This is a genomic window from Microcystis sp. M113S1 (assembly GCF_020246945.1).
In the GTDB taxonomy this organism is placed as follows: Bacteria; Cyanobacteriota; Cyanobacteriia; order Cyanobacteriales; family Microcystaceae; genus Microcystis.
Window position 1 is genome coordinate 1 of record NZ_JADBSA010000406.1, and the last position, 12,756, is coordinate 12,756.

Below are 12,756 nucleotides of genomic sequence, written 5' to 3' on the forward strand. Positions count from 1 at the left end.
TCTGAAATGGGGCGAAAGTCTGTGGACTCTGTGTAAGACAGTACATGGTTTTTTAACTGTGGTATGCGACGGTGGTGGAAGCAGAAACTTAAATCGTGAGGTTTAGGAATCGCCGCACTTTTAGGGCGGCGAGGATGTCAAAAACAAAACCCCCCACCAATGGGCGGGGGGTTTTTTAGTTACCTAATTCAAGGTTTAGCCGAACTTGCCAGCAGTGGAAGCGATCAAGAAGGCGGCGTAGGTGAAGATATAGCCAACGGTGAAGTGAGCTAAACCAACCAAACGAGCCTGAACGATCGAGAGAGCCACAGGTTTGTCTTTCCAACGAACGAGGTTCGCCAGAGGAGTACGTTCGTGGGCCCAAACGATAGTTTCGATCAACTCTTGCCAGTAACCGCGCCAAGAGATCAGGAACATGAAACCGGTTGCCCAAACGAGGTGTCCAAAGAGGAACATCCAGGCCCAGACAGAAAGGTTATTAACACCGTAGGGGTTGTAACCGTTGATTAATTGAGCCGAGTTAGCCCAGAGGTAATCGCGGAACCAGCCCATCAGGTAGGTGGAGTTTTCGTTAAACTGAGCCACGTTACCCGACCAGACACCGAGGTGTTTCCAGTGCCAGTAGAAGGTTAACCAACCCAAGGTGTTCAACATCCAGAACATGGCTAGATAGAAGGAATCCCAAGCAGAGATGTCGCAAGTACCGCCACGGCCGGGACCGTCGCAAGGGAAGGAATACCCGAAGTCTTTTTTATCGGGCATTAATTTGGAACCACGAGCGTCTAAAGCACCTTTAACCAGGATTAGAACGGTGGTGTGTAAACCAAGAGCGATCGCATGGTGAACGAGGAAGTCGCCAGGACCGATGGTTAAGAAGAGGGAGTTAGTGCCGCTATTGATTGCGTCTAACCAACCGGGTAACCAAACATCACCGTAGTTGGGATAGGCGGTGTAAGCGATGCTATCGGGGTTAGACAACAGTACGTTCATGCCGTACAGGGTTTTACCCGAAGCTGCTTGCACGAATTGAGCGAACACAGGTTCGATGAGGATTTGTTTTTCGGGAGTACCGAAAGCGACGACTACATCGTTATGAACGTAGAGGCCGAGGGTGTGGAAACCTAAGAAAAGGGAAACCCAGCTTAGGTGAGAGATGATCGCTTCTTTATGCTCCAGCATCCGCGCCAGGACGTTATCTTTGTTCGCTTCGGGATCATAGTCACGCACGAAGAAGATAGCACCGTGGGCGAAAGCACCCACCGCTAGGAAACCAGCGATGTATTGGTGGTGGGTGTAGAGAGCCGCTTGGGTGGTGTAGTCCTTAGCGATAAAAGCATAAGGGGGTAGCGCGTACATATGCTGCGCCACCAGAGAGGTGATCACGCCTAAAGAAGCCAGAGCCAAACCGAGTTGGAAGTGGAGAGAGTTGTTAACCGTGTCATAAAGATTTTTGTGACCGGCTCCTAACTTACCACTGGGGGGTCTGTGTGCATTGAGGATGTCCTTGATGCTGTGACCGATGCCCCAGTTGGTGCGGTACATATGACCAGCCACGATGAAGATCACAGCGATCGCCAAGTGGTGGTGAGCCATATCGGTTAACCAGAGGGACTCGGTTTGGGGATGGAAACCACCTAAGAAGGTGAGAATCGCAGTTCCCGCGCCTTGGGCAGTACCGAAAATGTGGTTAGCAGTATCGGGGTTTTCCGCATACACACCCCAGTCACCGGTGAAGAAGGGTAGTAAACCCGCCGGGTGGGGGGGAGTGGAGAGGAAGTTGTCCCAACCAACGTGCTGACCGCGGGATTCGGGGATAGCAACGTGAACGAGGTGTCCGGTCCAAGCTAAGGAGCTAACACCGAACAGAGCGGCGAGGTGGTGGTTCAGGCGAGATTCAGCGTTTTTGAACCAAGCGAGGCTAGGACGGAACTTAGGTTGTAAGTGTAACCAGCCAGCAAAGAGGAAAATCGCCGAGAGAATCAGCAGGAACACCGCACCTTGGTATAGGTCTTGGTTGGAGGTCATACCGATGGTGTAGAACCAGTGGTAAACCCCAGAATAGGCGATGTTAACCGGGTTAGAAGCGCCAGCTTGGGTGAAGGCATCTACAGCGCCTTTACCGAACTGGGGATCCCAAATCGCGTGGGCGATGGGACGGATGTTTAAGGGATCTTTGATCCACTGCTCGAAGTTACCTTGCCAAGCGACGTGGAATATAGTGCCGGAAGTCCACAGGAAAATGATTGCAATGTGGCCGAAGTGCGACGCGAAAATCTTTTGGTAGAGATTCTCTTCCGTCATGCCATCATGACTTTCAAAATCGTGGGCTGTGGCGATCCCGTACCAAATCCGACGGGTAGTCGGATCTTGGGCTAGATCTTGGCTAAATTTAGGGAATTTAGTTGCCATAGCTGTTTAGGAAATTCTCCTCTCTAAATAACTGAGGCTCTTACACGAGTGCTGGTTATTTCCTTTTTTAAATTCACCTTCTGTAATAGGAAACGCTTACAGAGGTATCGGTCAATCGACGCTGGTTCAGCCTAGTCTTGCCAATCCACCGGGGGACTGGCAAGCCCTTATAGGCAAGTTTAGCCAATCGAGAGACTTCTGGCCAAGAAGAATGCCCAAGTGGTGACAATACCGCCTAAGAGGTAGTGAGCCACACCAACGGCACGACCTTGAATGATGCTCAGGGCGCGAGGTTGGATAGCGGGGGCAACTCTTAACTTGTTGTGCGCCCAAACGATCGACTCGATTAATTCTTGCCAGTAGCCGCGACCACTGAACAGGAACATCAAGCTAAACGCGAAGACGAAGTGACCGGCTAGGAACATGATTCCGTAGGCGGACAGGGCAGAGCCATAGGAGTTAATGACTTGAGCCGATTGCGCCCAGAGGAAATCCCGTAACCAGCCGTTGATGGTGATGGCACTTTGAGCGAAGTTACCGAGGGTAACGTGGGTGACAGTGCCATCGGGGGCGACGGTTCCCCAGACATCGGACTGCATTTTCCAGCTAAAGTGGAAGATTACGACCGAGAGGGAGTTGTACATCCAGAACAGGCCGAGGAAGACGTGATCCCAACCCGAAACTTGGCAGGTACCGCCGCGACCGGGACCATCGCAGGGGAAACGGAAACCGAGATTTGCTTTATCGGGAATCAGACGGGAACCGCGAGCGTAGAGAACCCCTTTGAGGAGAATCAACACGGTGACATGGATGGTGAAGGCGTGGATATGATGCACGAGGAAATCGGCAGTACCGAGAGTGATCGGCATCATGGCCACTTTGCCACCCACTGCTACCACGTCGCCACCGAAAGCATAACTAGCGGTAGTTAGAGCGTTAGGAGCGGTGTTGCCGGGGGCTAGGGTGTGGAGACTTTGTACCCATTGGGCAAAGATGGGTTGTAGTTGAATTCCCGTATCCGAGAACATATCTTGGGGACGACCAAAAGCCCGCATGGTGTCGTTGTGAATGTATAAACCGAAGCTATGGAAGCCGAGGAAAATACATACCCAGTTCAGGTGGGAGATAATTGCGTCGCGATGACGGATCATCCGATCGAGCAGGTTATCGACGTTTTTGGCCGGATCGTAGTCCCGTACCATGAAGATCGCTCCGTGCGCTCCCGCACCGACGATTAAGAAGCCACCGATCCAAGTGTGGTGAGTGAACAAGGATAGTTGGGTGGCGTAGTCAGTCGCCTGATAGGGATAGGGCGGCATGGCGTACATATGGTGGGCCACGATGATGGTTAGCGAACCTAAGAGAGCAAGGTTAATCGCTAACTGGGCGTGCCAAGAGGTGGTCAGGATTTCGTACAGTCCTTTGTGACCTTGACCGGTGAAGGGACCTTTGTGGTTTTCGAGGATTTCCTTCATGCTGTGACCGATACCCCAGTTGGTACGGTACATATGACCGGCAATGATGAATAATACAGCGATCGCCAAGTGATGGTGAGCGGTATCGGAAAGCCAGAGACCACCAGTCACGGGGTTCAAGCCACCTTTGAAGGTGAGGAAATCCGAGTAAGCACCCCAGTTAAGGGTAAAGAAAGGGGTCAAACCCTGGGCGAAACTGGGATATAAATCCGCCATCTTGCTCGGTTCGAGAATGAACTCGTGGGGCAAGGGGATGTCTTGGGGAGCTACTCCAGCATCGAGGAGTTTGTTCACCGGTAAAGAAACGTGAATCTGATGACCGGCCCAACCTAGGGAACCTAAGCCGAGTAAACCCGCCAAGTGGTGGTTCATCATCGATTCCACGTTTTGGAACCATTCCAGTTTCGGTGCGCTTTTGTGGTAGTGGAACCAACCGGCAAACAGCATCAGACCCGCCATAACTAAACCACCGATAGCGGTGCAGTATAGCTGATAGCTGTTGGTGAACCCGGAGGCGCGCCAGAGGTAGAACAGACCAGAGGTGATCTGAATACCGTGGAAGCCACCGCCCACATCGCCGTTGAGGATGCCTTGACCGACGATCGGCCAGACCACTTGGGCGCTGGGTTTGATGGCGAGCGGGTTGGTTAACCAAGCTTCATAGTTAGAAAATTTCGCGCCGTGGAAGTACATTCCACTCAGCCAAACGAAGACAACGGCGAGATGTCCGAAGTGGGCGCTGAAGATTTTCCGAGAAATATCTTCTAGATCGCTGGTTTGACTATCAAAATCGTGGACGTTGGCGTGTAGGTTCCAAATCCAGGTGGTGGTTTTGGGTCCTTTGGCTAAAGTGCGATCAAAATGCCCCGGTTGACCCCACTTCTCAAAGGAAGTAGGTACTGGGTCTTTATCTACAATCACTTTAGCTACCGCTTTGGGGGGGAGTGCCATGAGGATTCTCCTCTCTCGACAATAGACTTAGCGTTTTATTTGAGGATAGATTTTTTAACCTAAAAAAGGCAAGTTGAAATCTGACCCACCTTTTGTTAATGTCGCTTGACTTTCCTCTTGGGTGAGATTCCAGTCGAAAGCATCAATAGTAGATGATAAGTCTTTGTTCTCTTGTCTGTTCATTATGCTTAACAATAATTAAAATTCTCTTAATCCTTGATAGGAGAGACGTTTTCTGCTATGGACGGTCTCAGTCAGGGTCAGACTGGTGATTTTTCTTGACAAAAGTTTATTAATTGTCGCCCCAGAAGCCGATTTCCCCCTTTTATCCCCCACCAGACCATATAGAAAATTCAATAGATAGATTCTCAAAAAACAATCAAACAATTCTGTAAAATTGAGGCCATAACCTGATCTTCTCGCGCTTTTGCTGACACCAGAGCATTCAATGACTCTAGCAAAAATCAATGGTTTGTATAGATTTTGGCCTTGGCTCTAGGAGGAACGTGCTATCCCTACTACATAAATTAATCCCAGTCAAAACCCTTCATATATGTCTTGTGATCGGTTTACTGACCACCCTGTTAACCGCCTGTGGCGATCGCCTGACGGCTACCAATCTCCCCACTTCCGAAACCTCTAATCTTCCCGTCGTTCGAGGCCGCATTTCTGAGGTTGCCCCCCCGGCCCTAATTCAGCAACTGCGCCCCAGTTTAGATCGTTACGCTCCCCAAGTAACGATTCTCAGTCCTCTGGCCGAACAAGTTTTCGATGACCCTCAGGTGACAGTTAAACTACAAGTGTCAGATCTGCCAATTTTCCAAGACGACACCCTGAAATTAGGACCCCACTTGAGCCTAATTGTCGATAATGAACCAGCATCGGCTATCTACGACCTCAAGCAACCGATTATCTTAGAAAATCTCGCCCCCGGTACTCACACCCTCCGCGTCTTGGCCCTGCGGCCTTGGCAGGAAAGTTTTAAAAATGATGGGGCCTTCGCTGAAACAACCTTTCATATTCTGACAAAAACAGGCAAAAATGCCCCTGATAACACCTTACCCCTACTAACCTACAGTCATCCGCAAGGAATCTACGGTGCAGAACCGATCCTGCTCGATTTTTATCTGAGTAATGCTCCTCTACGTCTGCCCAATACTGTCAACGAGGATAATAGTCTTCAAAATTGGCGCATTCGTGTCACTGTCAACGGTGAAAGTTTTCTGCTTGATACTTGGGAACCGATCTATCTCAAGGGTTTTGACAAGGGCAATAACTGGGTACAATTAGAATTCATCGATGGTAAGGGAAATAAAATCGAAAACGAGTTTAATACCAGCGTGCGCGTGATTAGCTTTGATCCCTCTTACCAAGACGGCCTTAGTCAATTAGTCCGCGGCGATTTATCCCCTATAATTGCCCGTAGCATTGTTGATCCCAACTATAAAACCATTCCCAGTCTAGAGGAAAAAACTCCCATAGTTGAGGAAGAAACCCCCGTTATTGAGCCAGAAACCCCTATAGTGGAAGAAAATCCTGTTATTGAGGAAGAAAGCCCAATAGTGGAAGAAACCCCCGTTATTGAGCCAGAAACCCCTATAGTGGAAGAAAATCCTGTTATTGAGCCAGAAACCCCTATAGTGGAAGAAAAACCAGTAGAGACAGAAACAATAGAAAATGTGGAGGAAACCCCTGAAGCGCTCGAATCTCCCTTAACCACCATACCGGAGACAAAGGAGATTAACGAACCGGCCTCTAGTATTTAGCCTCCGGTAGAAGTGGAACCTATTCCCGAACCCCAGAACAATAGCGAGCAAAAAATCACCATTTTCGATCGCATTCAACAAACCTTAAACCGCTTCCAGTTACTCTCTCCCCCAGCAGAAACAGATAGCGAACTACCCATCCTCGATCCTGAATTATTTACCAATGGGGATAGGGGTTAGGGAATAGGGGTTAGGGAATGGGGAAATGGGGATTTTTCAGTGAGCAGTGAACAGTAAACAGTAATCAGTGAAAAGAAAGTTCCCAAGTTTGCTTCTATTGGAGTTAAAGTGATAAGCTTATCTTATCGAAAAAAGGGCATAAGCCTTATGTCCCTACCATTAATATCGTGCCGGCTGTAGGGGCGCAAGGTTTGCGCCCATTATGTAACACTGTGAACATTTTTCACCTGATGTCCAGAAGACCCCGAAGTTTTCACCTAACACTGTCCACTTAAAACTGCAATCTGATAACTGATAACTGATAACTGAAATCCCCAACACCTCGATCGAGAAATTATTAAACAAATATTTCGCAATATAGACAAAATTGGGAACTAAGTTATAATCTAGAACGTCTCTAGGTAATTTACTAACTTTTTGCTTGAGGTAATTGTGTTTAACAAAATTTCCCTTGTCGCTGGTTTTGCCGGTTTAGTTGCCCTAACCACCGTTGGCGCTGTACCCGCACAAGCAGGACCGGAAAATAACGAAATCCTGATCAGTCAACTGCGCGGCCATAACACCTACAGAGGTGAGCCGCAACTCAACCCCGGTGACTATGTACTAGGTCGCGTTCGGGGAACCGTGGGTGGCATTATGTCCATCCAATTGATCAGACCTGTAACAGTGGATGGCAAAGAAATTTTCAGTGGCGACTTTGCTGACGGAACCACCGCTCGTATTACTGGGGATGCCACCGGTGGCGACGATGTACTATTGCAAGTGGTAGATGGCAAGTTAATTTATGTGGGTAAAGCTCGTCCCTATTGGGTTTCCCGCTTGAAACTAAAATCGGAAATCGCCACCAGCGCTACTCGCTCGCAACTTTTAAGAGAAGTTAACCAAAAAGAACGCGCTTGGGGACTTCCCGCTTTACCCCCGGAAACCAGAACCTTTACTGAAGTTGCTCCTCAACCCGCTCCCGAGCCTAGTGTATCTCCTATCCGCGGACTTTGGTAGTGGCAAGACATCAGCAGAAAATCTCTTGTCTTTAGACTGAGAAGCTGAAAAATCTTCTCAAAATCTAATACAAATATACTAAGATTCCCCTTTTTTTCGATCGAAGGAGGGGTCTTTTTTCGTCAAAAATTGAGAAATAATTGGATTTCAGCCCAGATTCTCGTCAAAACATCGGTAAGGGCATGATCGCTATCTAATTCGACTAATTTTACCCAAGGGCGATTTATGCAATAATGGCGACTATTTTCTAGGGGAATCACCTCATCGGCACGACCATGAATAATCAGGGTGGGGAGCTGCCTGATTAACTTTTCTTGGGGATAATTAGCTAAATCCTCGATGAATTTGTAATAAATTGGCAGAGAACGACGATAACCGTAGTGATAAACCGATAAACTCCCAGATTTTTGCCAATTGGCTAGGGTTTCTGCTCCCAATTGTCCTAACCAAATCGGCCCGAAATTAAAAGCCGGAGCTAATAAAACGAGCCTTTGCACCTGAGAATAAGTTTCTGCCAGCCAAGCTGCCGTTAAACCGCCAAAACTGGAACCAATCAGAGTAACGGGAAGCTGAGATTGTTCAATCAATTGGCCGACTTGAACAATCTGACGAGTGAGAGTTAAGCTAGAAAAGTTATCACCGTTAAGATCGGCAATTTCCATTGCTAAACCCTTATTTTGCCAACAATGTCTCAAAAATTGCGCTTTTGTTGATTGGGGGCCAGAAGCAAAACCGTGTAGATAAATATGTCTGTTATCAAGGACTGCCATTCTAGAACCAATTAGATTTCTTCATCTTGCTCTTTGGTGGCACTGGGAGAAGAATTATAAATGGCATCTAACTGCTGACGAGCATCTTCGACAGTGAGAGAACGAATCACTAACAAAGGTTCATTGATTAGTTGTCCGGACTCGTCCAAAAGTTCGGGATGGGAAGTCATGGGATAACCGTAGGGATTATAGGAATTACCCGATTTAGCAGGACGTTTCTGGGAATCCATGCTGACAGTAATCAGACTACGAATTAAATTATTAATGGTCAAAAAAGCGATAACCGTGAAGGCGAGGATATAGAGCAGATGTAGCATTGACTAAGTCTCCCATGAATTATGTGTGAATATTCCTAATTGCCAAAACTTTATGCTAAAAATTCGCTCAACTCTCTAGCTTACCAAAAAGTTTCAGGTTAAGCGTCAGTTTGAGGAGATTGATATTCTCCCCAACCCTGTAATCGACGACGACGACTGCTGACACCCCAACACTCTGCCACCAACTGATGCCAAGGCAACAACATCTTGGCCTCAATACCCACCTGACCACCTGTGGTTTTAAAGAGTAAATGAGCCGTAGCCACCTCCTGTTGGGCGTTTTTGACTCTGGCCAATAAATCGTTTTGTTCCTCGAGGCTGAGAAAGGATAATCTCTCGGATTCGAGGAGGAGACGGGAACGGGAAAACCAATGGGTGAAATCCTCCAGTAGAGGTTCCAAGATAGTTTTCAGGAGTTCGTTTTCGGTGGGTTGCGAAGGGAACATTATTCTTATAATGACGATTTTGCTTACCTTAATCTTAGCGTTATTTATATTTCTTAACATTGTGACGGGAAAATTTTAAGATTTGCCCCGGCTGTAGGCGGCACTAAAGAAGTCCTGTTCACAACTAAGGGCATAACGATAGGATAAAGAGATATTTTCCGTCATCAGAGCGTATTTATCCGCCAATTCCTCTAACTGGCTTGCTAAAGCTGCGAATTCATCCCCACTATAACTATCAATCCAAGCTTGATAGGGATTCTCAGAAATCGGCTCTAAGGCTAATTGTTGACCCAGATAAGCATAAAGACGCATACAGGGACTCATCGCCACGGCAATCGCACCGATATCACCCATCCAAGCGGTAGCGAGAAGAAAATCCCGATAGCGACGGGTGGCGTTAGCGGGCTGAACCTTTCTTAGGTCAACCCCCCACTGTAAAGCGTAATTTTCATGTAATTCTAATTCCTGTAATACCCCCGCAGCCAACCGATGAAAGCTAGTAAATCCCTGCCAATCAGGAGCTTTAGCGGCGGCGATACTGTAAGCACGGGCGAAAGATTCCAGAAAAAAAGCATCCTGACCGACATAAAAAGCGAAACAGTCCCGTTTAAGCTCTCCTGTGGCGATACCTCGCACAAAAGGGTGTTCTAGACAAGCTTGTACTAGATCTTGATGGCTCTGCCAAAGTTGCTGACTAAGCATAGGAAAATACTAATTAGGTGGACAAGGTTGGTTAACCAGAGTTCGGGATAGGCTAAAACCCAGATTATACCCTAGCCAGAAAGCCCTATTCCGTGGTAAAAATGATCACCAAATTTCCTTAACCCAAACTGACGTTAAGCCTGTTACAATAAAGATAACCGACTAAATTGGAATTAAAAACTATGCGACTTAAGCGATGGGAGTCCCCCCGCCGGCAGGGACGTAACGACAAAGGCAAAGGCGGTTCGGCCCGACAGCGACAACTGAAAAAACAATTTAAAATGTTGTCGAAAAAACTGAAAGGGGGAGAGAGTAACATCTCTCCTCTTTTTTTGTCCCCAGCAATCGCCGCTAAAAAATCTTCCCCTGGGAAACTCTCGGTCTCCTGAAACAGTCGGAGACTTGAGCAACTTTCAGATTAGGAAAAAAAATGAAGCGTACACTTGCCGTCATGACGATGACAGTAGCTTTAACCGTCACCAGTAACCATTCTAGCCTTGCGGGAGCAATCTTCGATCGCATTCAAAAAACTGGGGTAATTACTGCCGGCGCTCGTAAAGATGCTATTCCCTTTGGTTTTGTCAACTCCCAGGGCAAGTGGGTGGGTTACAGCCTTGATATGTTAGAGTTAATTCGCAAGGAAACCGAACGGAAGTTAGGAAAACCAATTAAGTTAAAAATTGTTGAGATTACTCCCCAAAATCGTTTTGAAAAGTTGAAAACAGGGGTTATCGATATCGAATGTGGCTCCACTACTTTTACTTGGAAAAGAGAAAATGAAGTGGATTTTTCCGTTAGTTATTTTGCCGGTGGCACTCAATTGTTAACCCGCAAAGGTAGTAATCTCGATGACATCGGTAGCTTGGCAGGCAGACGCATTGGAGTAATTGCCAATACTACTAATGAAGCAGTAATTAAAAACCAACAACCCGCCGCTATTTTGGTCAAAGTTAAAAATCGTGGCGAGGGTTTACAAAAACTAGAAACGGGAGAAATTGATGGTTTTGCCAGTGATGGCATTACCCTAGAAGGTTTAAGAAAAAGTGCTAAAAATCCCAATAATTTAGCTATAGTTCCCTCCTATCCCTACGCCTACGAATCCTATGCCTGTACTTTACCCGAAAATGATTCTAAATGGCGCGATACGGTGAATTATACGCTATTAAAATTCATGGAAGGGATCGTTAGTGACCAACAACAAGCGGTGACAATTTATGAACGTTGGTTTGGTGAAGATGGTGTTGTTCCCTATTCCAGAGAGACTATTAATGATTATTTTCAAGGCATTGTCAACACCTACGAATGGATTCCTTTAACTGTATTTCCCTAAAATTAAGACCTTTTCAGGGACCAGTGGAAAAAGGCCCTCTTGCCAGGGTTAAGAGGCACTCTTGCAAGAGGCAAAAGTATTGATTAATTTGTCTCCCTAAGACTCTTGTTGACCCTAGTAAATCCTGTTTAAAAGGTATAGAAAAGAAAATAGGAAAGTGGGGAGAAGGGAGCGGGTTTTTAAAGTCGGATTTGTTATTAATTCGGCTAAAACAGCGTCATGATTGATGGATGTGTCAGTATAGCCACTTCCTTTGGGTGCGGGAGATAAGTGAAAAGATTTTTTCGGTTTGGATAAATAGCCTTTCGCTATTAAAAATGATTCTATAGCCGTTTGTACTGTATCAGAAGACGATACCTTATGCTCTTGATTGTAGGCGGCTAGAGCATTAATTATGGTGGTGGGTAGCTCAATCGTCACCTGTTGCATAACCAAAATCCTCTTGATTTAATTATGTCCCTATTATACAATAAACCCCCTCAACTGACTGAATGAAGGGGCATTAATTCTACTTTGGTAAGCAATTTAGCCTACTTTTGTGGTTTCTTTTTCGGTGGATTGGAAGGTCTTCAGTTTGCGCTTCAGGGTTGAAGCTGCGCCTAATGCACCAAAGGAGCCAATAGCTAAAAGTCCAGCAGTTGAGGAGGGTTCAGGAACTACCTTTAGGTTGCTAATAGTAACACACGGGGTAAGACACCCCATATAAGTTTGACTAGCAGCATCATAGAATGCCTGATAAGGGTCAACAGTAGGAGGAGTGGTGTTGTTTTCATTAATCGTGTAAGCAAGTCCCCCTTGAGAGAAAAAGGCAGATGCTTTATTAGTTCCGGGGTTTGCAACACCATTTGGATTAAATAGATTATCGTTTAGGGCAGCGAATGGACCAATCTTAGTTGTGCCTGGAGCTAATAGACCAATTATTGGACCAGTGTGTGGATTGGCAAATGGACTTGTACCTTGAGTTCCAGTTATGGATGTAACTCTATATCCAGTAAAGCCTGATTCAGTGGTCAAAAAATCCTCCGTGATCAATGTGGCATTAACTGGTGTGGGATTGAGAGCAGAGGGAGAATCTATATCGAAACGAAAATTAAATGTCAAAGCCGAAGCAGGATTTACTCCAAAGCCAATCATTGTAGTCGTTGCAGCCGCTCCAAGAGCTAAGGCTAAAGTCCAATTTTTCATTTTCTTATTCCTGAGTAGTGTTTTTTGTATGTAAGCTTGTAGTCTCAGCTTTGAGGCTATTAGCCTACTTTTGTCGTTTCTTTGCTAGTGGGACTTAAACAAATTTCAAGCCCAAACAAAGCCTAAACTGGCTTTGTAAGCGGCAAACACATCCCGATTCTCGGTCAGCCACTCAAAGAAACGGAAAGACATCGCTGTCCGAAAAGCTTCCAAGGCTTCCACAAAA

At 46.6% G+C, this 12,756-nt stretch carries 12 protein-coding genes and 1 pseudogene; 4 read left to right on the forward strand and 9 right to left on the reverse strand.

Annotation, left to right across the window (positions count from 1 at the left end):
• Positions 1-195: 195 nt before the first annotated feature.
• The 3 genes from psaB to IM319_RS20655 form a co-directional block, all read right to left on the reverse strand.
• Positions 196-2,409: a photosystem I core protein PsaB gene (gene psaB, locus IM319_RS20645; RefSeq protein WP_002770787.1), complete on the reverse strand. Its 2,214-nt coding sequence runs from the start codon at positions 2,407-2,409 to the stop codon at positions 196-198.
• 179 nt (positions 2,410-2,588) lie between these two features.
• Positions 2,589-4,835 carry a photosystem I core protein PsaA gene (gene psaA / locus IM319_RS20650; protein WP_286824805.1) on the reverse strand — a complete coding sequence of 749 codons (2,247 nt, stop codon included), beginning with the start codon at positions 4,833-4,835 and terminating at the stop codon, positions 2,589-2,591.
• A 54-nt stretch (positions 4,836-4,889) separates the two neighbouring features.
• Positions 4,890-5,018, reverse strand: coding sequence for a hypothetical protein (locus IM319_RS20655; RefSeq protein ID WP_287693169.1), 129 nt, complete (start codon positions 5,016-5,018; stop codon positions 4,890-4,892).
• 284 nt (positions 5,019-5,302) lie between these two features.
• On the opposite strand from IM319_RS20655, the pseudogene IM319_RS20660 reads away from it, so the two are divergent.
• A pseudogene (locus tag IM319_RS20660) lies at positions 5,303-6,781 on the forward strand (hypothetical protein).
• Positions 6,782-7,213: 432 nt separating this feature from the next.
• Positions 7,214-7,780, forward strand: coding sequence for a hypothetical protein (locus IM319_RS20665; protein ID WP_287736751.1), 567 nt, complete (start codon positions 7,214-7,216; stop codon positions 7,778-7,780).
• Positions 7,781-7,902: 122 nt separating this feature from the next.
• On the opposite strand, the gene IM319_RS20670 is transcribed toward IM319_RS20665, so the two are convergent.
• The 4 genes from IM319_RS20670 to IM319_RS20685 all read right to left on the reverse strand — a co-directional run bounded on the left by IM319_RS20670 (position 7,903) and on the right by IM319_RS20685 (position 10,015).
• Entirely contained in the window at positions 7,903-8,550 is a 648-nt protein-coding gene (locus IM319_RS20670; protein WP_286824802.1) for a YqiA/YcfP family alpha/beta fold hydrolase, read from the reverse strand.
• Between the two features lie 11 nt (positions 8,551-8,561).
• Positions 8,562-8,867: a DUF2973 domain-containing protein gene (locus IM319_RS20675; protein ID WP_286824801.1), complete on the reverse strand. Its 306-nt coding sequence runs from the start codon at positions 8,865-8,867 to the stop codon at positions 8,562-8,564.
• A gap of 98 nt (positions 8,868-8,965) precedes the next feature.
• Positions 8,966-9,373: a DUF2605 domain-containing protein gene (locus IM319_RS20680; RefSeq protein ID WP_286824799.1), complete on the reverse strand. Its 408-nt coding sequence runs from the start codon at positions 9,371-9,373 to the stop codon at positions 8,966-8,968.
• A gap of 15 nt (positions 9,374-9,388) precedes the next feature.
• Positions 9,389-10,015 carry a TenA family protein gene (locus IM319_RS20685; protein WP_287736752.1) on the reverse strand — a complete coding sequence of 209 codons (627 nt, stop codon included), beginning with the start codon at positions 10,013-10,015 and terminating at the stop codon, positions 9,389-9,391.
• Between the two features lie 182 nt (positions 10,016-10,197).
• Here IM319_RS20685 and IM319_RS20690 point away from each other — a divergent pair, with 182 nt between their 5' ends.
• Together IM319_RS20690 and IM319_RS20695 are read left to right on the forward strand one after the other, a co-directional pair.
• Positions 10,198-10,404 (forward strand): hypothetical protein, encoded by a 207-nt coding sequence (locus tag IM319_RS20690; protein ID WP_286825493.1) that lies wholly within the window; start codon positions 10,198-10,200, stop codon positions 10,402-10,404.
• A 41-nt stretch (positions 10,405-10,445) separates the two neighbouring features.
• Positions 10,446-11,345: an amino acid ABC transporter substrate-binding protein gene (locus tag IM319_RS20695; RefSeq protein ID WP_287736753.1), complete on the forward strand. Its 900-nt coding sequence runs from the start codon at positions 10,446-10,448 to the stop codon at positions 11,343-11,345.
• A 114-nt stretch (positions 11,346-11,459) separates the two neighbouring features.
• On the opposite strand, the gene IM319_RS20700 is transcribed toward IM319_RS20695, so the two are convergent.
• Together IM319_RS20700 and IM319_RS20705 are read right to left on the reverse strand one after the other, a co-directional pair.
• Positions 11,460-11,774: a hypothetical protein gene (locus IM319_RS20700; RefSeq protein WP_287685035.1), complete on the reverse strand. Its 315-nt coding sequence runs from the start codon at positions 11,772-11,774 to the stop codon at positions 11,460-11,462.
• 96 nt (positions 11,775-11,870) lie between these two features.
• The gene (locus IM319_RS20705) at positions 11,871-12,530 is read right to left on the reverse strand and encodes a PEP-CTERM sorting domain-containing protein (protein WP_287736754.1); all 660 of its coding nucleotides are present in this window, start codon (positions 12,528-12,530) and stop codon (positions 11,871-11,873) included.
• Positions 12,531-12,756 lie beyond the last annotated feature (226 nt).

What these genes read in the sequence shown, in the direction of transcription:
- psaB (WP_002770787.1), bottom strand. Translation starts at nt 2,409, where the DNA reads ATGGCAACTAAATTCCCTAAATTTAGCCAAGATCTAGCCCAAGATCCG.
- psaA (WP_286824805.1), bottom strand. Translation starts at nt 4,835, where the DNA reads ATGGCACTCCCCCCCAAAGCGGTAGCTAAAGTGATTGTAGATAAAGAC.
- IM319_RS20655 (WP_287693169.1), bottom strand. Translation starts at nt 5,018, where the DNA reads ATGAACAGACAAGAGAACAAAGACTTATCATCTACTATTGATGCTTTC.
- IM319_RS20670 (WP_286824802.1), bottom strand. Translation starts at nt 8,550, where the DNA reads ATGGCAGTCCTTGATAACAGACATATTTATCTACACGGTTTTGCTTCT.
- IM319_RS20675 (WP_286824801.1), bottom strand. Translation starts at nt 8,867, where the DNA reads ATGCTACATCTGCTCTATATCCTCGCCTTCACGGTTATCGCTTTTTTG.
- IM319_RS20680 (WP_286824799.1), bottom strand. Translation starts at nt 9,373, where the DNA reads ATGTTAAGAAATATAAATAACGCTAAGATTAAGGTAAGCAAAATCGTC.
- IM319_RS20685 (WP_287736752.1), bottom strand. Translation starts at nt 10,015, where the DNA reads ATGCTTAGTCAGCAACTTTGGCAGAGCCATCAAGATCTAGTACAAGCT.
- IM319_RS20690 (WP_286825493.1), top strand. Translation starts at nt 10,198, where the DNA reads ATGCGACTTAAGCGATGGGAGTCCCCCCGCCGGCAGGGACGTAACGAC.
- IM319_RS20695 (WP_287736753.1), top strand. Translation starts at nt 10,446, where the DNA reads ATGAAGCGTACACTTGCCGTCATGACGATGACAGTAGCTTTAACCGTC.
- IM319_RS20700 (WP_287685035.1), bottom strand. Translation starts at nt 11,774, where the DNA reads ATGCAACAGGTGACGATTGAGCTACCCACCACCATAATTAATGCTCTA.
- IM319_RS20705 (WP_287736754.1), bottom strand. Translation starts at nt 12,530, where the DNA reads ATGAAAAATTGGACTTTAGCCTTAGCTCTTGGAGCGGCTGCAACGACT.